The 19,829-nt window shown below is 41.6% G+C and carries 18 protein-coding genes; 11 read left to right on the top strand and 7 right to left on the bottom strand.

Features of this window, described 5'->3' with window-relative positions; all coding sequences use genetic code 11:
* Window positions 1-13: 13 nt before the first annotated feature.
* Window positions 14-292: a hypothetical protein gene (locus tag AO498_RS13475; protein WP_067548667.1), complete on the bottom strand. Its 279-nt coding sequence runs from the start codon at window positions 290-292 to the stop codon at window positions 14-16.
* Between the two features lie 109 nt (window positions 293-401).
* Between AO498_RS13475 and AO498_RS13470 the strand changes: the two genes are divergently transcribed.
* Genes AO498_RS13470 through AO498_RS13455 form a run of 4 tightly spaced genes read left to right on the top strand, consistent with a single transcriptional unit; the run spans window position 402 to window position 2,811 of the window.
* Entirely contained in the window at window positions 402-851 is a 450-nt protein-coding gene (locus AO498_RS13470; protein WP_067548664.1) for a DM13 domain-containing protein, read from the top strand.
* 3 nt (window positions 852-854) lie between these two features.
* Window positions 855-1,742 (top strand): hypothetical protein, encoded by an 888-nt coding sequence (locus AO498_RS13465; protein ID WP_067548661.1) that lies wholly within the window; start codon window positions 855-857, stop codon window positions 1,740-1,742.
* Window positions 1,739-2,350 carry a Crp/Fnr family transcriptional regulator gene (locus tag AO498_RS13460; RefSeq protein WP_067548658.1) on the top strand — a complete coding sequence of 204 codons (612 nt, stop codon included), beginning with the start codon at window positions 1,739-1,741 and terminating at the stop codon, window positions 2,348-2,350. Before AO498_RS13465 ends, AO498_RS13460 begins: the two co-directional genes overlap by 4 nt.
* 11 nt (window positions 2,351-2,361) lie before the next feature.
* Entirely contained in the window at window positions 2,362-2,811 is a 450-nt protein-coding gene (locus AO498_RS13455) for a DM13 domain-containing protein (protein ID WP_067548655.1), read from the top strand.
* A 66-nt stretch (window positions 2,812-2,877) separates the two neighbouring features.
* Here AO498_RS13455 and AO498_RS13450 read toward each other — a convergent pair whose 3' ends face one another.
* Window positions 2,878-4,326, bottom strand: coding sequence for a HAMP domain-containing sensor histidine kinase (locus AO498_RS13450; protein WP_067548652.1), 1,449 nt, complete (start codon window positions 4,324-4,326; stop codon window positions 2,878-2,880).
* Between the two features lie 10 nt (window positions 4,327-4,336).
* Window positions 4,337-5,035 carry a response regulator transcription factor gene (locus AO498_RS13445; RefSeq protein WP_067548649.1) on the bottom strand — a complete coding sequence of 233 codons (699 nt, stop codon included), beginning with the start codon at window positions 5,033-5,035 and terminating at the stop codon, window positions 4,337-4,339.
* 270 nt (window positions 5,036-5,305) lie between these two features.
* On the opposite strand from AO498_RS13445, the gene AO498_RS13440 reads away from it, so the two are divergent.
* From AO498_RS13440 to AO498_RS13420, 5 genes are all read left to right on the top strand, one after another.
* Complete coding sequence (locus AO498_RS13440; RefSeq protein WP_067550511.1) at window positions 5,306-7,525, top strand: sodium-translocating pyrophosphatase; 2,220 nt, start codon at window positions 5,306-5,308, stop codon at window positions 7,523-7,525.
* Window positions 7,526-7,589: 64 nt separating this feature from the next.
* Window positions 7,590-8,888, top strand: a complete 1,299-nt coding sequence (locus AO498_RS13435) for a D-alanyl-D-alanine carboxypeptidase/D-alanyl-D-alanine-endopeptidase (RefSeq protein ID WP_067548646.1) — start codon at window positions 7,590-7,592, stop codon at window positions 8,886-8,888.
* A gap of 1 nt (window position 8,889) precedes the next feature.
* Entirely contained in the window at window positions 8,890-10,959 is a 2,070-nt protein-coding gene (locus tag AO498_RS13430) for a S9 family peptidase (RefSeq protein WP_067548643.1), read from the top strand.
* Window positions 10,960-11,041: 82 nt separating this feature from the next.
* On the top strand, window positions 11,042-11,431 hold the full coding sequence (gene gloA2, locus AO498_RS13425) for an SMU1112c/YaeR family gloxylase I-like metalloprotein (RefSeq protein ID WP_067548640.1): 390 nt from the start codon (window positions 11,042-11,044) through the stop codon (window positions 11,429-11,431).
* A 2-nt stretch (window positions 11,432-11,433) separates the two neighbouring features.
* Window positions 11,434-11,862 carry a DUF1801 domain-containing protein gene (locus tag AO498_RS13420; RefSeq protein WP_067548637.1) on the top strand — a complete coding sequence of 143 codons (429 nt, stop codon included), beginning with the start codon at window positions 11,434-11,436 and terminating at the stop codon, window positions 11,860-11,862.
* Window positions 11,863-11,877: 15 nt separating this feature from the next.
* Here AO498_RS13420 and AO498_RS13415 read toward each other — a convergent pair whose 3' ends face one another.
* Window positions 11,878-12,462 (bottom strand): DUF4136 domain-containing protein, encoded by a 585-nt coding sequence (locus tag AO498_RS13415; protein WP_067548634.1) that lies wholly within the window; start codon window positions 12,460-12,462, stop codon window positions 11,878-11,880.
* A 316-nt stretch (window positions 12,463-12,778) separates the two neighbouring features.
* Here AO498_RS13415 and AO498_RS13410 point away from each other — a divergent pair, with 316 nt between their 5' ends.
* Together AO498_RS13410 and AO498_RS13405 are read left to right on the top strand one after the other, a co-directional pair.
* Window positions 12,779-13,387, top strand: coding sequence for a class I SAM-dependent methyltransferase (locus AO498_RS13410; protein WP_067548631.1), 609 nt, complete (start codon window positions 12,779-12,781; stop codon window positions 13,385-13,387).
* 58 nt (window positions 13,388-13,445) lie between these two features.
* Window positions 13,446-13,808, top strand: a complete 363-nt coding sequence (locus AO498_RS13405) for a DUF2116 family Zn-ribbon domain-containing protein (RefSeq protein ID WP_067548628.1) — start codon at window positions 13,446-13,448, stop codon at window positions 13,806-13,808.
* Window position 13,809: 1 nt separating this feature from the next.
* Here AO498_RS13405 and AO498_RS13400 read toward each other — a convergent pair whose 3' ends face one another.
* The 3 genes from AO498_RS13400 to AO498_RS13390 are packed head-to-tail and all read right to left on the bottom strand — an operon-like array spanning window position 13,810 to window position 19,813.
* Entirely contained in the window at window positions 13,810-15,228 is a 1,419-nt protein-coding gene (locus tag AO498_RS13400; RefSeq protein ID WP_067548625.1) for a sulfatase family protein, read from the bottom strand.
* Window positions 15,225-16,544 carry a vanadium-dependent haloperoxidase gene (locus tag AO498_RS13395; protein ID WP_067548622.1) on the bottom strand — a complete coding sequence of 440 codons (1,320 nt, stop codon included), beginning with the start codon at window positions 16,542-16,544 and terminating at the stop codon, window positions 15,225-15,227. Before AO498_RS13395 ends, AO498_RS13400 begins: the two co-directional genes overlap by 4 nt.
* Window positions 16,541-19,813 carry a VCBS repeat-containing protein gene (locus AO498_RS13390; RefSeq protein WP_082792238.1) on the bottom strand — a complete coding sequence of 1,091 codons (3,273 nt, stop codon included), beginning with the start codon at window positions 19,811-19,813 and terminating at the stop codon, window positions 16,541-16,543. Before AO498_RS13390 ends, AO498_RS13395 begins: the two co-directional genes overlap by 4 nt.
* Between the last annotated feature and the right edge of the window lie 16 nt (window positions 19,814-19,829).

Genomic DNA, 19,829 nt, shown 5'->3' with positions numbered 1-19,829 from the left:
TTGACCGGGCTGTTTACTTCAAAAAATAACGAACCAAGGATTCCCATTCTTGCTCTAAAGACTGATTGGGTCGAGCTATTCCAGCTTGGCGATACCAATAATCGGCATTCCAAAGGTCTCCTTCTTTCCTGTGGAGATATGCATGCACCCGAGCAGCATCTTTTCCGGAAAGATGATCTACTTGATCATGTGCCTTGTTCCAATTCCCTTTATCATCGTGCCAAAGAGCCAATAATTCCGGGGAGAAATCGGAATATGGGTTATTTAATTTTTTGAAATCCTCCAAACTCATTCCTAAATGAATTATTTAGCCCTAAAATAAAGCTTTATTTTTTCGTGAACATTTCGTGATAGTCTAAGCCGAGTTTTGAATCATTCTAACAACCAAAACTTTAACTATCATGAAAAAAGTACTCCTATTATTTTACGTTGCCTTTCTAGGCTTAGTCTCTTGCTCTGATGATACCGATCCGGTAGTAATTGACCCAACCGTTCCTTCAGGTCCACTTTCTATTCAGCGAATGGGATCTTTTGTGGATCAAAACGGAGCTGGTTCAACTGGTTCAGCCAATTTAGGTGTAGACTCTAAAGGAAAAGAGTTTTTATCCTTCAGCTCAAGTTTCAACACTGCTTTGGCAACAGGTACTGTAACTGTTTTCCTTTCCACCTCAGCCACCTTCACACCAGATCCGGCAAACGGGAATCCAAACTTATTAGCCTTGGGCCCAGTTAGGAAAGCAGGAGAAAATTTCTTCACTATTCCAACTGGAACATCTACCAGCAAATACACTCATGTGATTCTTTGGTGCGGTTCGGTAGGAATCCCATTCGGAAATGCCAGACTTCAATAACTAATGAATCAATTTCAACTTATCCAAAAGTCCGGGATTGTTCTCGGACTTTTGGCCATACTTAGCCCTTTCTCAATCCAGGCCCAAAGCGGTTGGACTAAAACCAAAAAAGAGGGATTCTATCAACTTAGCTTCAATAGATTCTCCTCGGACGACTATTTCACTTTAGGTGGGGAAGAATTGAAAACCAATCAATTCACTCAGAATTCTCTTGTTTTTTATGGAGAATATGGGCTAACCGATAAGCTTACAGTGATCGCGAATTGGCCTCTGCAGGTTTGGAATGGATTTTCTTCAACCGAGACGGTGAGTGGCTTGGGAGATCTTAGACTGGAATTCAAGCAAGCGCTTTTGAAAAAATACCTGCCTCTTTCCATTTCTGTAGCGCCTGAGTTTCCAATTGGTAAGGCAAACAACTTTGCTCAAAGCAAACTCAATGACTTTGAATCCATTAATTTACCTTCCGGAGACGGTGAGTTTAATGTATGGACTACATTGGCTACCTCCTTTTCCTTACCGAATGCTCCCCTTTACGGAAATCTATTCGGCGCCTACAACTATAGGACTTCCTATCAGGATATCAGTTTCACCAATCAAATCGGTTTAGGAGTTGAATTGGGATATAAAATCGCTGATCTGGTTTGGATCAACAGCCGAATCAATGCTTTGACTTCAACCCAAGACGTACCCGTTGCGACAGACTTCGTACGAGGTGACGGAACCGAATATACCAGCTATAGCTTTGGCGCTTCAGCACCCCTATTCAAGGGAATCCACCTGTCTTTGAATTACCGTAATTACGCTGACTTCTTTTTTGAAAGGAAAAACCTCTATTCAGCAGGAACTTTATCCATGGGATTTTATTACGAACGGAAACCCAAACAACCATGAATCAAGTAAATCCAATTGGAATGAATCGCTCATTCCCATACCTGAAAACCTTAAAAAAAGATGAGTTTGTTTTTCTTCAAAATGAAGAATTCAAAGGCTACTATCTTGTCAAATCAGGATTGGTAAAGACTATCCGCTCACATGAATCGGGAGCTAGGGCCATCCTTTCTTTCAAAATTCAGGGAGAACTGATGGGTGAACTAGTAGAAACTGAACTAGGTAAAAAGCATACCTACTCAGCAATCGCCTTGGAAGATAATACAGTGGTGGAGCTTATTCCATTTGAGGATCCTAGTCATCTGAAATTGTTGAGAATTCTTGAAAATCTTCAATTGGAAATCTTGCAGGCCAGAACGAGACTGGAAAGGATTCTTTTCCAGGATGCAGAGCAAAGAATAAAGCTTACACTAAAGGATCTTGCCTTAAGAATGGGAAGAAATTTTGGAGGGGAAACCCTACTCAAACTTCCAGTCACACATGAGGATTTGGCAATTTTGACGGACACAAGCCGGCAAACCGTAAGCATGGTCCTATCCGGACTAAAATCCCAAAACAAAATAACCTACAGCAGAGGCCGAATCCTTTTTAGAAATCTAGAAACCTTTTAACTCGATCAGATATGAAAAATTACCTAAAACTCGCAAGTCTAGCCCTATTACTTTCCTTTTTGGTAAGCTGTATAAGTGAGGATGGCAATCCTAATGCTCCTGATGACAAGACTATGGTTATGGGACAATTGGATCTTATTAAATCAGGAACCTTGACGGCCCAAAGCTCTACCAACACCCGCGGAACGGTTTCAATCGTAAAGGATAATGCCGGTAAATACTTCCTGAGATTATCAGAAAATTTCACGACTAAGTTTAGCACAGGAACAGTCACTGTGTATTTAGCCACTTCCCAAACGCTTAACCTAAATTCGTCCAGTACCTTTCAATTGGTTTCAATTGTGGGAAAACCTGGGGAGCAATTCTTTGCATTGCCTGGTCTTCCGGATTCAAAGTTTACACATGCTATCATCTGGTGTGGAGCTGCTGCAATACCTTTTGGCTTTGCTCCATTGAATTAAGAAATACCCTAAAACTGAAAAAAGCCGCTTTGAGGCGGCTTTTTTTATGTCTTCGAATTCAATTTTTTAAGCTGGAAGGACAAATTGGAATTCTGTATAAGATTCAGAATCAGACTCTAATTGAATCTGAGTCCCATGGATCTCTAAGATTTTTTTGACGATTGCCAAGCCTAGCCCAGACCCTTCAATTCCTTTGTAATCTTTATCCACTTTGTAGTATCGGTCAAAAATCGAATCTAAGTCTTCTTTGGGGATACCTGTTCCAGAATTTTTCACCCGGATCAAAACTCCTCCTGGAGCTGCACAAGCCTCCAATTCAATCTCTCCACTTTGGGGAGTATATTTCACCGCGTTATCCAATAGATTTTGGATCACACGATCCATCAAATATAAGTCTGCCTGTACAGGTGGAAGATCAGGACAAATGCTGGATTTAATCTGGATTTCCTTGGTTCCTGCCAGTAATTCATACTTAAGGCTAGAATCAAAAATCAATTCCTGAATCTTCAATCTTTCCATCTTTACGGGCATTTGGCCTGAATCAAGCTTTGACAAATCAAACAAGTCCCCAACCAGTTTGGTCAGCTTATCTACGGAGTTAAGTATGATTTTGTAATACTTCGACTTTTCCTCAGGAGTCAGTTTATCCTCCCTTATTTGTAGAGTTTCGACATAGCCATTGATAATAGCCAAAGGATTTCTAAGATCATGGGAAACATTGGCAATCAATTCCTTGCGAAGAGTATCCACATTTTTCAGCTCTTCGATATTTTTAACCAAGGTGTCCGCCAAGGAATTAAATGTTTTTCCCAACATGGCTAAATCGGAATCTGAAGAAGATTCAGGAACCCGAGCCAAAAGATTTCCCTCCTTAAACTCCTCCACGGTATCCACTACTTTTCTCAAGTGTCTTGTCAACCAGGCGATCAATACCAATCCAATCAATAAGCCAACCACTAAGGTGATTAGGACAGAATTTAGGGAAATTCTCATCCAGTAAGAACCCAAAAGCTGAGCACTGATGGAATCAAATTTTTCACTTTCCAAAGTGATATACACATAGCCTAGTAGGATATCATTTTCATAAACAGGTGCCGCCGAAAAAACGGAAAATCCTGCTGGATTTCTTGGATCCTCACCCAAAACAAACTCCTCCCCTTGAGTTTGAATAAATTGCCTAACCGGATTAATATCCACTGACTTCAATTTTACCAACTGATCCAAAACCACATAGGAAAGGATTTCACCTTTAGGATTCAAAAGGTAAACTTCGATCCCTGGATTCACAGCCATCATGGAATGCATGATGACCCCAAGCGCTTCTTCATTTACCTGGCCGTCTTTGAAAGGATTGACTTCCTTTATCAAGTATGTGGCCACGTCAGAATTGAGTTTTTGGGTGGTTTCCTGATAGTACTCCTGGGCATTTTTGGTGGTGATGTAAACGTAGGAGGTCCCTACTAACAACAAGACCAAAATGAAGGAAAGCGATATTCTCCAATATAAACTTTTCATGGTAGGAGCTTTAGAGTTCGTCGTTAAATCGATATCCCACTCCCCAAGTGGTTAGGATATAGGAAGGATTATTTGCATCGGCTTCGATCTTGGCTCTCAGCCGATTGATATGGGCATTTACGGTGTGTTCATACCCGCTGAAATCATATCCCCAGATTAATTCCAGTAATTCTCCTCGGGAATAGCTCCTTCCTGGATTTTTAGCCATCAAGTAGAGTAAATCAAATTCTTTTGGGGTCAATTCAACCCGCTTGTTTTCAAAAAGCACCTTTCTTTTTTCCAGATCAATTTCAAGCTGCCCAAACCTGAGCATTGACTTCTCTTTTGAAGAAGCCAATTGCATCAATTCCTGTCTTCTCAAAATTGCTTTTACCCTCGCTAAGAATTCGCGAATTTTAAATGGTTTGGTCAAATAGTCGTCTGCACCAGATTCCAGTCCCATGATCTTATCAATTTCCTCCGACCTAGCAGTAAGCATTAGAATAGGCGTAAAGACTTCCAAAGCCCTTAGCTTTTGACAAATGCTGATTCCATCCATATCGGGAAGCATCACATCTAAAACCAATAAATCAAGTTCTTCGGATCGGGCTTTTTCGAATCCACGCCTGCCATTATCACAAACTTCCACTTGATAATCCAAATCTTGGAGATGAAGGAGCAAAAGTTGATTGATATTGGGATCGTCTTCGACAACAAGGATTTTTTTCATACTAAGTCCAATGAGTCAAGAAAACTAAAAGTAAATGTTCACGAAAGTATCACATTGACTTTTTTCTTTTAAAAATTTGCCTACAAAAACAGATCGTGTCCTAGACAGAATTATCCTCCAATTCCCATTTTCATCATTTTATTTGGTGATCCTAGAAATCGACAATCGATGAATTTGAGGTTCTTCACAAATGGAATTGGCAGGAAGACTATTAATTCTATCTTTGCCCAATTATTTTACAATAACCCAAATCGATTTATAAAATATACTATGGAACAAGCGCTGATTTACGTAGTCCCTGCGCTGGGACTGGTGGGTTTGCTAGCCATGGCAGTAAAATCTGCCTGGGTCAATAAGCAAGCCACAGGAGATGCCAACATGGTGGAACTCTCCGGTTACATTGCCAAAGGTGCAATGGCCTTCTTGAAAGCTGAGTGGAAAATCCTTTTCTACTTCGCCATCATTGCAGGGGTTCTACTTGCATGGTCAGGTACTTTGGTTGAAACTTCAAGCCCTGTCATCGCCATTTCATTTGTGATTGGTGCTGTATTCTCTGCGTTTGCAGGGTATATCGGAATGAATATCGCCACCAAAGCGAATGTCAGAACTACTCAAGCTGCGAGAACTAGTTTGAAGCAAGCTTTGAAAGTTTCCTTTACCGGAGGTTCAGTGATGGGACTTGGAGTAGCTGGTTTGGCCGTTTTAGGTCTTGGCTCTTTGTTTATCATTTTCTACAACATGTATGTAGTATCTCAAGGTGCAGGTGTAAACGGTACGGAAATGGAAACTGCTTTGGAGGTTCTTGCTGGATTTTCCTTGGGAGCTGAATCCATTGCTCTTTTTGCTCGTGTAGGTGGAGGTATTTACACCAAAGCTGCAGACGTTGGAGCTGACCTAGTAGGTAAAGTAGAAGCAGGAATTCCTGAAGATGACGTGCGTAACCCAGCTACTATCGCTGATAACGTAGGTGATAACGTGGGTGACGTTGCAGGTATGGGAGCTGACTTGTTCGGTTCGTATGTAGCAACTATCCTTGCAACCATGGTTTTGGGACGAGAAATCGTTTCTGTGGATAATTTTGGAGGTATTGCACCAATCCTATTGCCAATGGTATTGGCTGGTTTGGGAATCATCTTCTCGATCATGGGAATGGCCTTTGTAACAGTTAAGGATGACAAAGGAGATGTTCAGAAAGCGCTAAACATGGGTAACTGGTCATCTATCATCTTCACGGGTATTGCTTCTTATTTCGTGGTAATGCACATGCTTCCTGAGACACTTTCCATTAGAGGGTATGAGTTTACCAATATGGATGTATTCTATGCCATCATCCTTGGTTTGATCGTAGGAACTTTGATGTCAATCATTACAGAATACTACACGGCAATGGGCAAGCGTCCAGTGCTTACCATCATCAAACAATCTGGTACAGGTCATGCGACTAATATCATTGGCGGCCTTTCTGTAGGGATGGAATCTACGGTACTTCCAATCTTGGTTTTGGCAGGGGGTATCTATGGAGCGTATGAATTTGCAGGTCTATATGGGGTGGCAATTGCTGCTGCAGGTATGATGGCTACTACTGCGATGCAGTTGGCAATCGATGCTTTCGGACCTATCGCTGATAACGCAGGTGGTATTGCTGAAATGAGTCAGCTTCCTGAAGAAGTTCGTGGAAGAACAGACATTTTGGATGCTGTTGGTAACACCACAGCTGCTACTGGAAAAGGATTCGCAATTGCTTCTGCTGCATTGACTTCCTTGGCATTGTTTGCAGCGTTCGTGGGAATTGCTGGAATTGATGCGATCGATATATATAAAGCCGATGTGTTGGCGGGTCTATTTGTCGGAGGGATGATTCCTTTTATCTTCTCTTCCTTGGCAATTGCTGCTGTTGGTAGAGCAGCAATGGACATGGTAAATGAAGTAAGACGCCAGTTCAGAGAGATTCCTGGAATCATGGAATACAAGGCTAAGCCTGAATATGAAAAATGTGTGGAAATCTCCACTAAAGCTTCCATCCGTGAAATGATTCTTCCAGGAGCTATCGCCTTGATTTCTCCTTTGATCGTGGGATTTGCCTTCGGCCCAGAAGTGCTTGGTGGTATGTTAGCTGGTGTAACGGTATCCGGTGTATTGATGGGTATGTTCCAATCGAATGCCGGTGGTGCATGGGATAACGCGAAGAAATCTTTCGAAAAAGGTGTGGTGATCAATGGAGAGACTTTCTACAAGAAATCTGAGCCACACAAAGCTTCTGTAACTGGAGATACTGTGGGTGATCCTTTCAAGGATACTTCAGGTCCTTCTATGAACATTTTGATCAAATTGATGTCTATCGTGGCATTGGTAATTGCTCCGCATATTTCTGAAAAAGGTCATCATACCATGGCCGATGCTGAGCAGATCATCAAGAAAGAAGTGAAAAAAGAAATCAAGATGGTAGACGGTAAAAAGATCGAAACTGAAACCATCACTATTACCAAATAAACAAACAACCAACCCTTACGAAAAGCCATTCAGATTTCTGGATGGCTTTTTCTATTTTAAGGGAATGAAGAAACTCCTTGTAGGGATTTTAATTGCCCTATCCTCCTGCACAGTTCAAAAAATCAACTCTTCCATCAAAAGGTCTGAAGTCTTTGATAAAGGTCATATGGGCTTTATGCTGATGGATCCGGAGAAAGGAAAAACCTTGGTGGACATCAATTCAGACAAATATTTTATCCCAGCTTCCAATACCAAGATTTTCACTTTTTATGCCTCTTATTCCATTTTAGGAGATGGTTTGGTGAATGGATTGAATTATCTGGAAAGGGGAGATTCGCTGATCTTTTGGGGTACGGGAGACCCTAGTCTGTTACATCCAGACCTCAAAAATGAACGAGTTATCGAATTCCTGAAAGCGAGTAACAAAAAGCTGTTTTTGGTAGACAATTTCTCGCAAGTGTCTGCTTTTGGACCTGGTTGGTCTTGGGATTGGTATCCTTACTATTATGCAACAGAACGATCTGCTTTTCCGGTCTATGGAAATGTGGTGAGATTTGCTGGAGATAGTATTCGAGCCGGATTTGATACTTATCCAAGCCGGTTTGAAAGCAACTTAATTCCGGCACAAGATCCACCTTTAGGATTGACATTTCTGAGAAATCAGTATTCAAATGAAATTTCATATTTCATTCCTAAGGATGGAATTACTTTTCAAAGAGATGTGCCCTTCATCACTTCAGCAGAATTGACAGAAACCATGCTGGAGGAGGCTACTGGAAAACAAATCACACGAATTTTTTCTCGGAACTATCTCGAACAGGAGCCTCAAAAACTTGTCACAGCTCCGGCTGACAGCATCTATGCCCAGATGATGAAAATCTCAGATAACTTCCTGGCTGAGCAATTAATGCTTCTGGTTTCAGATCAGTTAAACAATACCTTAAGTACTGCTGATGCTATTGCCTATGCGAAGGAAAATTTGCTGAAGGATTTGCCGGATGAACCGATCTGGGTAGATGGTTCAGGGCTATCGGCTCGCAATATGTTTACCCCTAGATCCATCATAGCTGTTCTGGGAAAAATTCGGGAGGAGGTTCCTTTGGAAAAAATCAAAGCCTACTTCCCTGCAGGTGGAGAGTCCGGAACGATCCGCAACTGGTACAAGGCGGATGAAGGCCAACCTCCTTACATCTATGCTAAAACAGGATCTCTCAGTATGACGACGGCCTTGAGCGGGTACTTGCTGACTAAAAGTGGTAAAATCCTCCATTTTTCCTGCTTGCTCAATAATTACCAAATCCCGACCAACGAACTTCGAAACGAATTGCAAAAGGTACTTTACCTGATTCATGACCGCTATTGATATGAAAAAATCCCTATTCTTCCTTATCCTCCTTCTGTTCCCGGCTTTAATTTTTGCACAAACCTTCACGATGGAGCAGGTGGGTAAATTTTCCTTCCCCTCGGAATTAACTGCTTCTCCAAGTGGTGAAAAAATTGCTTGGGCCATGAATGAACAAGGCAAACGCAATATTTATCTAGCCGAAGGTCCAGATTTTTCACCCATAAAACTCACCCAGTTCAATGAGGATGATGGACAGGAAATCAGTAGCCTTAAATTCACAGCAGATGGGAATTGGTTGGTCTTTGTACGAGGAGGAGACCATGGAGGAGGGAATGCCTCGTCTACTGTAAATGCCTTAAATCTGCCAGTCTTACCCAAGGTTGAAATTTGGAAAATAAATTTATCAAGTCGAAAATCTGAGGTAATGGTGGAAGGAGATGATTTTATCCTTGGGCCTCAGCATCAAGTTCTTTTTCTCAAAGGAGGGCAGGTTTGGAAAGCTGATTTGATGGGAAATGAAAAACCTACTCAACTTTTTCAAATCAAAGGAAATGTTAACGGTGGAGAATTTTCCCCGGATGGGAAAAAGTTGGCTTTTACTGTTAATCGTGGAGGTCATCAGCTGATAGGGATTTTTGAAAACGCTAAGACTCCTATTCATTGGATTGCTCCTTCTTTTCATCGTTACTCCCAACCCAAATGGTCGCCAGATGGTACTCAATTGGCATTTATCAAAACCCAAGGCGGTACCGGAGCGGCATTTCCTCTTTTAGAACCAAGACATATTCCCTGGGAAATTTGGGTTGCAGATGTCCAATCTGGAGAAGGAAAAATGCTTTGGAAAGCCCCTGAGACGCTTCGGGGATCCTATCGTTCTGGTTTTTTCGCTTTTCCGAGTGATCAAGAGTTAATCTTCGAATCCTACCACGAAGGATGGCAGCATCTTTTCGCTTTGAATACTTCCACTCAGAAAGTAGAATCACTAACTCCTGGAAATTACATGGTCGAGCAAATCAAACTCAGTTCGGATAGTAAGACCATTGTTTTCTCTGGTAATACCGGACCTGAAAAAGAGGATTTAGATCGAAGACATATTGGCGTTTTGGATATTGCTTCCAAAAAATTGACTTGGAAAACCTCTGGAAATGGAATCGAAGCCTATCCCGTGGCCTTAGGGAATCAGGGGAAACTGGCCTTTTTCTCTGCCACGCCTCAACGCTCTCATCTGGTTGCTATTCTTGATGGCGATCAATCCTCACTTCTTCAAGAAAATAGCATTCCCGCCGACTTTCCTCAAAGCAAATTGATTAGCCCTAAACAAGTCAGCTTCAAGGCTCCCGATGGAACCACCGTTTACGGGCAGTTATTTGAAAAGGAGGGAGGTCCAGCCAAAAAGCCGGGAGTTGTTTTTGTCCATGGAGGGCCTCAGCGGCAAATGTTATTGGGTTGGAGTTACATGGATTATTATTCTAATACCTATGCCTTCAATCAATATCTAGCCGAATTGGGTTTTGTAGTGCTTTCTGTGAATTACCGATTAGGCATAGGGTATGGCTATGAATTTCATCGCCCTGCCTATGGATATCACCAAGGAGCTGTGGAATATCAGGATATCAAAGCTGCTGGGGAGTATTTGTCTGCATTGTCCCAAGTTGATGGTAATAAAATTGGTATTTATGGGGGGAGCTACGGTGGATATTTGACTGCGCTGGCTTTGGCAAGAGATTCTGAACTATTTAAAGTAGGAGTCGATATCCATGGTGTTCACGATTTAGATGGAAGATATGCCTTGCCTGAAGGCTATGAGGTAGCTTCTGATTATGAAAAAGCGAAAAAGATTGCTTGGGAATCTTCACCAATTGCGGATTTAGATACCTGGAAAAGCCCAGTGCTGTTTATTCATTCGGACGATGACCGAAATGTCAGTGTCAGTCAAACTACGGATTTGATTCGAAGATTTGAGGAAAAAGGAATGCCCTATGAATCGGTCCTGATTCCTGGAGACACGCACCACTGGATGCTTTGGCGTAATATGGTGCGAGTGGGAAATTTAACAGCGGACTTCCTGAAAAAACATTTAATGGATTAATTCTTTGTCCACAGACCACAGTCCATGGTCAACTGACCAAAGCTGTGGACTGTGGACCGTCGACTGTTAACTAAAAAACACCATGCTTCAACTCCAATACCTCCACCATATCGCCATCATCAGTTCGGACTATGAGCGATCAAAAAAATTTTACACTGAAGTTTTGGGATTCACCGTGATTCAAGAAATCTATCGAAAAGAAAGAGATTCGTATAAGTTGGATTTGGCGTTAAATGGCCAATATTTGCTTGAATTGTTTTCCTTTCCTGATCCACCCAAGCGAGTTTCTAGGCCAGAAGCCTGTGGACTTCGTCATTTGGCTTTCTCTGTTTCCAACATTGAAAAGGAAGTAGAGAAGCTTCGCGACTTAAAAATTTTGGTGGAGGATATCCGGATTGATGAAAGTACCGGAAAGAAGTTTACCTTTTTTACTGATCCTGACGATTTACCTATTGAACTTTATCAAATCTGACCATGGCTGAAAACAAAACCCAACCCACTGCTGAATCGGTTGATGATTTTATCAATCAATGCGAGTCTCCTCAAAAACGAGGAGATTCATTTGTTCTGAAAAAAATGATGGAAGAAATCACTGGAGAAAAAGCCGTGATGTGGGGACCTTCCATCATTGGGTTTGGAACCTACCATTACAAATATGATTCGGGGAGAGAAGGAGATTTTTTAACCGTAGGTTTTTCACCCAGAAAATCTGCCATTTCTCTGTACATCATTGGCTGTATGCATCAAGATTTTGATTTTCCCATCGAAAAACTTGGGAAAGTAAAGACTGGGGCTTCTTGCATTTACATCAATAAACTTTCCTCCGTCAATCAAGACGCACTTCGAGAACTCATTGCGAAGGGCTATCAGTATATGAAGGAAAAATATCCGAGTAAAATTTGAAAGACCCTTCCTGAACTATTGCATCATTCGATTGATGATCTTAAACTCATTCATCACTCGATAAGCCGCTCGAGTGATATCAGATTCAAAAGTAGGAGACTCAAGATCAAAAGCTGCAGCAGTATAGCCTTGCCAGATGGTATGTCCTCTTCGGGAGTCGATGACATAAATTACCAACATACCATTGTTTTCGGCATATTTCACCATGTTGTAAGTTTCATCTTTTTCTTGTTCTCGTTCGATTTCACCTTCATCGTTGCGGTAGGTACGTCCCGTTCTGTTTAGCCAATAGTCAAATTCAGGCTGCACATAACCTCGATATCGGACAGAGTCAGTAAAAATTTTATAACTCACCAACATGTCCGGTTTATTATCCAATTCTTGAAACCCTTGAGAACCCAACCGTGCACCAATGGTTGAATTGAGGACAGAAACCAAAGTTTCATTTTCCATTTCAGTAGGTCTTACAAAGGCAAAGGTCTTATACTTCCGGAATGACCCAGTGTAATTGTAGTCGTAATCAGTGACGTAATCCTTGGAAGAAAAACAGGATGTCAAAAGAACAAAGAGTAAAAGCCAAAGAGTAGAAGTTGCTTTCATGGTTGAGTTGTTAAACTTGGTAGAATAGGTAGAAAATTCATGTACGAAACTGGATGTTAACTTGGATTGTTTAGTAACCTGTTATCATTCAGGATGTTTGTTGGTAAAATTTACAGATTATTTACTTTCATGCCTGCAAGTCCATTCTAAAAAATGACAAGGATCTTTCCACTTTTTGAGAAATTGGAACTGCTGTGGGTTTAGACATGACCTATCTAGAATTTTTCTTTTGAAAGAAAGTATTCCTAATCCAGCTGAATTTTTTTAATTGAAATTGTCTTTGCTTTAAAAAAGGACCCTAATTGAGAAATTGTAAATGAAAGAATTTTGGAATTCCCGATACAGTGAACAGGACTTTGCCTACGGTAAAGAGCCTAATCAATTTGTGAAAGATCAGCTTGGCAAAATTCCTCCTGGAAAAGCCCTTTTCCCAGCGGAAGGAGAAGGCCGAAATGCGGTATATGCTGCCACCTTGGGATGGGAGGTTTTGGCTTTTGACCAGAGTGAAGCCGGACGAGACAAGGCACTTCAATTGGCGCAAGAAAAGGGCGTATCAATCAACTACCAAGTTTGCGATCTCAACGAGTTTCAAGAAAAACTTGAATCCTTTGACGCATTGATTTTGGTTTATGCTCATTTCCCAGCAGCCAAACGAAAGGAATTTCACCAAAAGCTGTTGAAGTATTTGAAACCGGGAGGCTGGATCATTTTGGAGGGATTCTCAAAAGCCCATGCTCAGTTCAATTCGGTCAATGAAAAAGCCGGAGGGCCTAAAGATCCTGCCATGCTGTTCTCCAGAGACGAATTAATGGATGATTTTGCAGATGTGGCCAATCTTTCGATCGAGGAAGATATCGTATTCTTGGAGGAGGGTCTTTATCATGTTGGGGATTCGGCCGTGATTCGACTGATTGGTAAAAAATGAATGATGATCTTTTGATTTCTGAACTAAATTCCTAAATTCTTAATAAATTTTTTAACTCATGGATCAAAAACGAACCTGTCTCAATTGCGGTAAACCAATTCAAGGAAGAATCGACAAGAAATTTTGTGATGATTCTTGCCGAAACACCTACAATAACCAGCTGAATGCGGCGGAAACCAACCTCATCCGAAACATCAATCATTTGTTGAAAAAGAACCGGAACATTCTTTCGATGCTGATCCCGGAGGGAGAAAACTTGGCAAAAACCAACCGGGAAAAATTGGTTCGTGAGGGATTTAATTTCAAATACTTCACCCACACCTATACCAATCAAAAAGGTAATGTGTATTGCTATTGTTACGACTTTGGGTATCTGCCTTTGGAAGGAGATTGGTTTTTAATAGTTCGAGGAAAGGAATAGGCTAAGGCTGGATTCTTCCTGCTTTTCGGTTTCCCGTTCCTGTCCGTCCAGTCAAGGCATCTCCCAATTCCAATCGGGCTTCCTCCGCAAAATCATTCAAAAGTTTAAGTATTTCAGGGTTGGCTTGAGATACATCGGTCGATTCTCCCAAATCTTTGGACAAATCATAAAGCTGAGGGTCTTCTAATTTGATTTGAGTGTATTTGACTGGAAGTCCGTCATTTCTCGGAATTGTTCCCTCAGGAATAGTTCGGTAGGTATGGGGAAAGACCAACTTCCATTTTCCAAAAATCACCGCCTGAAGTTCATTGGTGTTGTAATAGGCAAAATAGGGCTTTATAGGTTCACCTTTCTTTCCTTGAACCAAAGACCAAATCGAACTTCCATCAAGGGTTAAGTGTGGAAGTGGAGCTTGAGTGATCTCTGAAATTGTGGGAAGTATATCGATGGTCATCGCAGCTTGAGTTTGTACACCTCCTGCGGGGATAGTTCCTGGCCAAGTGAAAATAGCTGGAACTCGAATCCCTCCGTCCCAAGAAGTACCCTTGCCTTCTTTCAATCCAGCAGTAAGACCTGCATGACCTCCATAAGAAAGCCATGGACCATTGTCTGAAGTGAAAATGATAAGGGTGTTTTCTTCCAAGCCTAATTCAGTTAGTTTTTTTCGGATTTCTCCTATACTCCAGTCAATTTCCATCATCACATCTCCGTAGAGCCCTTGCGCAGATTTCCCTTTAAACTTGTCAGAAACAAACAAAGGAACGTGAGGCATGCTGTGTGCGAGATAGAGGAAAAATGGCTCATTTTGGTTGGATTCAATAAATTCTAAAGACTTGGCGGTATACCAAGTAGTCAGTTCTCGCTGGTCTTCGATCAAGGCAATGGTTTCTTCCTGTTCAATCAAAGGTAGTGGAGGGTAATAATCTTTGGCCTCCGGATGCTTGGGCCACATGTCATTGGAATAGGGAAGACCGAAGTAGTGATCAAAACCTTGCCGAGTGGGTAAGAATTCTGGGAGATGTCCCAGATGCCACTTGCCGACCATCCCGGTTTGATATCCCTGACTTTTCAGCATTTCGGCAATTGTAGTTTCCTCAGGATTTAATCCATGTTTGGCAGTATGATCCAATGCACCAAAAATTTCCAGACGATTAGCATATGCACCGGTTAGTAATGCAGCTCTCGAGGCCGAACAAACCGCATGTGGCACGTAAAATTGAGTAAATCGTGTTCCATCCTTTGCCAATTGGTCTAAGTTTGGTGTTTTCCATCCCTTGGCTCCATAAATTCCTAAATCCCCATAAGCCAAATCATCTGCAAAGATTAAAATGATATTGGGTTTCGAAGGGTTATTCTCCGCTGGTTTCGAAAACTGAATCAACGAAAGCAGTAGAAATAGGGGCAAAAAGCTGGGAATCATGGACGCTTTAATTGAGTTTGATCAAGAATATAGTCTGCAATTTTTTCTCCTTGAATTACGCCATTCTCAATGGCATCTCGAAAGTGAATTCCTCCATAGAGACGTGAAATGGCAGCTTCTGAAGCGGCTTGATTAAACGAGGAAAACCCTCGCTCAGGGAGTCCAAAGTATAATTCTGAGGTGTCTACAAATGAATAATTATCTCCAAAGTAAGCAGTCAGGATTCGAGCTGAAGCCGTTGAAATCACCGAATGTCCGGAAGTGTATTCGGGGAAAGGTGGGGTTTGCAAAAGTGGTTTCCACTGAGGATCGAGTTTCTCGTTGATGATGGTTTCAGGACGAATTCGATTAGTATCGTATTTGGCTTTCCAGCAGGATACAAAAGAATCGTGAAGGGTCATTCCAACTAAGGCATGAATATAGGCTGTTTCCAAAAAATCTAAATTTGATTGAATTGCTGCAATACCCGTAATTCCGATCCAATGTCCTCCGGGTGAAATTTTTTTGATTCCTATGGCCATATGCCCCGAAAACTCCACTGCAAAAGGATTGCAATCCCAAAAGCTAGCAATTAGCTTTTGTTCTGTAGTCAAGGTTGAAACTGTGGCTTTGACTTCATCCAATTGATTTCGAAAGGAGCTTCCGGGATTCAGGTCAAAGGGAGCCATTGGTAAAGGATCAAAATCAGAAAGATTTGGCAAGAAGAACGTTTTCATAGTTCTCCATTCGGGTTCCACAGCTGGCAAATACGCAGGAGGGGTCGGATACCAGGATCCAGGAGCTTCACTTGGGGTATACCTTGTAAGAGCAGTTAGCTGGATATATCCATCTTTCTTAGCAATTTCTAGAACTTCGGTAGCTATTTCCTGAGCAATTCTCAGATGGGCTTCCAGATTTTTTTTGGTTAGGATTTTCGCTTTAATCGCCCACTTTTTCAAGTTGGCTTGCTTTTCTTGAAGAAGGTATCCTGATGGCATTACCTTTTCTCCAACCAAAAGCATGGCATATATTCCAATAAACTCTTTTGATAATTTCTGTTCTAATCTGGGATTTTCAAGCTTAGAAATGAGGGAATGAGGAAGGAAATCAGGGGCTTTGCTGGATTGTCCGTCGGATTTGGCAGCTAAATAGGCAGCTAGATTAGTATAAGCGTAAATGCGGGCTGCCACGGGTGGACTGGCAACATCAGTTACCATGACTTCAGTGATCGAAAAGAGTTGTTCAGAATAAATTTTTGCCCAGTTGAAATCCGGATTTTTAGCCCAAGCACTCAGGGAAAGAAAGAAAAGAATAAAGGTGAATTGATTTTTTTTCATCTGAACTGGTACACTTGAATGGGCTGTTGGTTAATACCTACCACTAGGATTTTTTCTCCATTGACCTGGAGTTCTTCGAATGATTTGATATCTCCAAAAACTGAAAGTCCTGAATCCTCTGGATTTAAGGGGTTAAAATTTCCTGTTCCATCTCCCAACAAGACCAATCCAAAGCCAGCGTCCATTTTTCCGATTCGGATTCGACTTTGGTTTTGATTTCCACCGAGGATTAGATCCATCTTTCCGTCCTGATTGATATCGGTGCTATGAATGGCATAAATGGGGAAGTACTGTGCTTCCAAAGGCAAAGGCCTTGATTTATAACCTTCTGGGGTGTTTTCAAAAATTAGGGAAGTGAACGTCTGGATTTTCAGGAGTTGGGCTTTTTCCAATTCTTCCTTAGAAAAAAGGTCTTGGATTTTGGCTGTAGAATACGAAGCATAATCGGTGAATTTGCTTCTCATACTGACCATCTGATCAAGCAGCTCGTCCCGGCTTGGGAATGGATAGCGATCCTCCCCAATCACACATTCCAAAATTGGATCAATGCTTCCGTTTTGATCAAAATCTGCTGCATACAATCGAACTTCTTTCTCCGGTGATGCTTTGAGCTGCATATTCCAACCCATATTTCCAGCAATCAAATCCAAATCCCCATCTTGATCGATATCGACTTGTTGTACGGTATTCCACCATCCTCCCAAATCGGATTCAAAGTAATCAGTCGATAATTTCAAATAGGAACCAGAATTCACTAAAACCTGAGGTTGCATAAACTCTCCGAAAACAAGGATATCTGGCTTGGAATCCTCATTTACATCTGCCTCAAGTAAGGCTGTCACCATTCCGATTTTTGGTGAAGGGAGCCAAGAATCAGTTTGATCTGAAAAAATGCCCTTTCCATCATTAATAAGAACTTTCGAATTTGGTGTCTCAGGATATCTTCCCGGAATAATTTTTCCTCCAATCACCAAATCCAAATCTTGATCTCCATCTAAATCCAAAGCGAGAGCAGATCCTGTGCTGATCGCATAGTTTGGAAAGTTACCTTGTGGAATCAAAACCCCTTGTCCATCATTGAGATAAAGTCGGTCTTTGAGTGCTGGATCACTGCTGGTATAGTCATGGTAACCGCCACTTCCTAGGTATAGATCGGGGAATCCATCTCCGTTAAAATCCTCAAAAATGTCCACGGCATCGGTGAAATCGGCACTCGAACGGAATCCACGATAGGAAGTCCATTGTCCTTCTGTGAATGTCACGATTTGTGCAGCGTGCCCTTTACTTCCTCCAATGAAGAGTTCGGGGATTCCATCTTGATTTAAATCAGACTGGCTTAGGATGGGTCCTAAATGACTGGGCATAGTCAACAACAAGGGCTGCCGCTTGAAATCATTGAATTTACTTTGAGAAGGATTGAATTCGAGAATGTTTCCTTTGCTTAAGAGCCAAGGAGTTGGGGTAGGCTGGATCGGTTTTACGGGTTTCCCAGTTTGGTAAGCCAAGGTCAAAATTTGATTGATTGTAGTTGCCAAAAAGGCTTCCTGAAATCCATCTGGCCAAGTGATTTGAATGCTATCTACCTGATTTACTTTTCCTAACCCGAAATGAAGAATAGGAGAGGAGGAAGACTGAAATCCTCGTGTGGGTTGTGCTTCCAAAAATTGAATACCACCATCGAAGTTGATTTTTACTTTTGCTCCGACAGCAAAGGGATTCTTTTCAAAACCCATGAGTTTAATTCCAAGCCAGTTTCCAGAGTTGGACTTATTCTCAAAAATCCCCGCAGACTCATTTAAATGATTGACTACTAGGTCCAAATCTCCATCCCTATCCAAGTCGACATAAGCCGCACCGGAGGAAAATAGTTTATCTCCAAATCCTGCTACAGTTGAAATATCCTTGAATTGAATGTTTCCTTGGTTTTCAAATAAGTAGTCATGAATTGGAGTAGAACTCATGGAAGTTACCAAATGCAGGGTGTCTGCCTTTTCCTTCGCCACTGCTTTCTTGAAGTAATAGTCACCTTTGTACTTTAAAAAATCCCGATTGGTATAATCTCGGTAATAGCCGTTGCTGACAAAAAGGTCTTTTTCTCCATTGTTATTCGCATCAAAAAAAAGTGCTGACCAACTCCAGTCAGTATTTGAAATTCCGGCAACCTGCGCGATTTCCGAAAATTTGCCATCCCCCAAGTTGAGGTGAAGCATATTTCGCATGAGTTGGTGATGAAATTTCCGATTGACCATCAAGTTGTACTGCTCATAATTTTCCGGTCCGTAGAGTAATTTTTGGCGTTCATTATCTTCAGGGAGCATGTCCAGGGTAAACAATTCAGGCCTTCCGTCTTGGTTGAGATCGGCGATATCTGCTCCCATGGAGAAGTGGGAAATATGCTGTAGATAATCTGTCAAACGATCAGTGAAGGTTCCATCCTGATTATTGATGTAGAGGTAATCCGGTTCGATGTAGTCATTGGTTACCAATAGGTCAGGCCAATCATCCCCATTGATGTCTGAGGAAATGACGGAGAGTCCAAATCCTAATCCGGTTCCTTTGATCCCGGCTTTTTCGCTGATATCGATGAACTTTCCCTGATCGTTTCTAAAAAGTTTATCGCCGGCTGTAGGGTGTCGGCGAGCCCTTACCTCATCAAATTGGATTTCATTGATCACTTCTACATTGTGATTGAGCAGGTATAAATCCAAATCTCCATCCCGGTCAAAATCAAAAAATAATCCTTGCGTAGAATGGGAGGGGTCATCGATTCCAAATTTTTCTGCCTGCTCCGAGAATTTCAAATTTCCTTCATTAATCCAAAGTTCATTTCTCCTAGAGTCAGGATCGCCTTTGCCTGAAAAACAAACATAGATATCGAGGAGACCGTCTCCATTTACATCTGCAAAACTCACTCCTGTGGTCCAGGAGCTTTTACCTGCCACCCCTGCTGATTTGGTGACATCAGAAAATTTCAGTTGACCAAGGTTTTTGTAAAGTTTGTTACCGGTCATATTTCCGGTGAAAAAGAGTTCCTCCAGACCATCACCGTCCAAATCACCTACTGCTATGCCGCCTCCATTGTAGAAGTATTCATAGCGTAAAATGTTGTTATCAGCGTCTTCCTTGAGCTGGTTTTTAAACTGTATTCCTGTTTTTTTGGCTGGAAGTTTTTCAAAAATAAGGGAAGCTTTTTCTGGATTTTGGGCACAGAGTAAAGAGCTAAAAAAGAAAAATAAATTTCCGAAAAACAGGTAAATGGCTATTCTCATTCAAATTAGGCTGGGT

Source organism: Algoriphagus sanaruensis, from assembly GCF_001593605.1.
In the GTDB taxonomy this organism is placed as follows: Bacteria; Bacteroidota; Bacteroidia; order Cytophagales; family Cyclobacteriaceae; genus Algoriphagus; species Algoriphagus sanaruensis.
This window is presented reverse-complemented; position numbering and strand designations above follow the sequence as displayed.

What these genes read in the sequence shown, in the direction of transcription:
- AO498_RS13455 (WP_067548655.1), top strand. Translation starts at nt 2,362, where the DNA reads ATGAAAAATTACCTAAAACTCGCAAGTCTAGCCCTATTACTTTCCTTT.
- AO498_RS13475 (WP_067548667.1), bottom strand. Translation starts at nt 292, where the DNA reads ATGAGTTTGGAGGATTTCAAAAAATTAAATAACCCATATTCCGATTTC.
- AO498_RS13420 (WP_067548637.1), top strand. Translation starts at nt 11,434, where the DNA reads ATGGCTGAAAACAAAACCCAACCCACTGCTGAATCGGTTGATGATTTT.
- gloA2 (WP_067548640.1), top strand. Translation starts at nt 11,042, where the DNA reads ATGCTTCAACTCCAATACCTCCACCATATCGCCATCATCAGTTCGGAC.
- AO498_RS13465 (WP_067548661.1), top strand. Translation starts at nt 855, where the DNA reads ATGAATCAATTTCAACTTATCCAAAAGTCCGGGATTGTTCTCGGACTT.
- AO498_RS13400 (WP_067548625.1), bottom strand. Translation starts at nt 15,228, where the DNA reads ATGATTCCCAGCTTTTTGCCCCTATTTCTACTGCTTTCGTTGATTCAG.
- AO498_RS13390 (WP_082792238.1), bottom strand. Translation starts at nt 19,813, where the DNA reads ATGAGAATAGCCATTTACCTGTTTTTCGGAAATTTATTTTTCTTTTTT.
- AO498_RS13405 (WP_067548628.1), top strand. Translation starts at nt 13,446, where the DNA reads ATGGATCAAAAACGAACCTGTCTCAATTGCGGTAAACCAATTCAAGGA.
- AO498_RS13415 (WP_067548634.1), bottom strand. Translation starts at nt 12,462, where the DNA reads ATGAAAGCAACTTCTACTCTTTGGCTTTTACTCTTTGTTCTTTTGACA.
- AO498_RS13430 (WP_067548643.1), top strand. Translation starts at nt 8,890, where the DNA reads ATGAAAAAATCCCTATTCTTCCTTATCCTCCTTCTGTTCCCGGCTTTA.
- AO498_RS13435 (WP_067548646.1), top strand. Translation starts at nt 7,590, where the DNA reads ATGAAGAAACTCCTTGTAGGGATTTTAATTGCCCTATCCTCCTGCACA.
- AO498_RS13410 (WP_067548631.1), top strand. Translation starts at nt 12,779, where the DNA reads ATGAAAGAATTTTGGAATTCCCGATACAGTGAACAGGACTTTGCCTAC.
- AO498_RS13445 (WP_067548649.1), bottom strand. Translation starts at nt 5,035, where the DNA reads ATGAAAAAAATCCTTGTTGTCGAAGACGATCCCAATATCAATCAACTT.
- AO498_RS13395 (WP_067548622.1), bottom strand. Translation starts at nt 16,544, where the DNA reads ATGAAAAAAAATCAATTCACCTTTATTCTTTTCTTTCTTTCCCTGAGT.
- AO498_RS13450 (WP_067548652.1), bottom strand. Translation starts at nt 4,326, where the DNA reads ATGAAAAGTTTATATTGGAGAATATCGCTTTCCTTCATTTTGGTCTTG.
- AO498_RS13470 (WP_067548664.1), top strand. Translation starts at nt 402, where the DNA reads ATGAAAAAAGTACTCCTATTATTTTACGTTGCCTTTCTAGGCTTAGTC.
- AO498_RS13440 (WP_067550511.1), top strand. Translation starts at nt 5,306, where the DNA reads ATGGAACAAGCGCTGATTTACGTAGTCCCTGCGCTGGGACTGGTGGGT.
- AO498_RS13460 (WP_067548658.1), top strand. Translation starts at nt 1,739, where the DNA reads ATGAATCAAGTAAATCCAATTGGAATGAATCGCTCATTCCCATACCTG.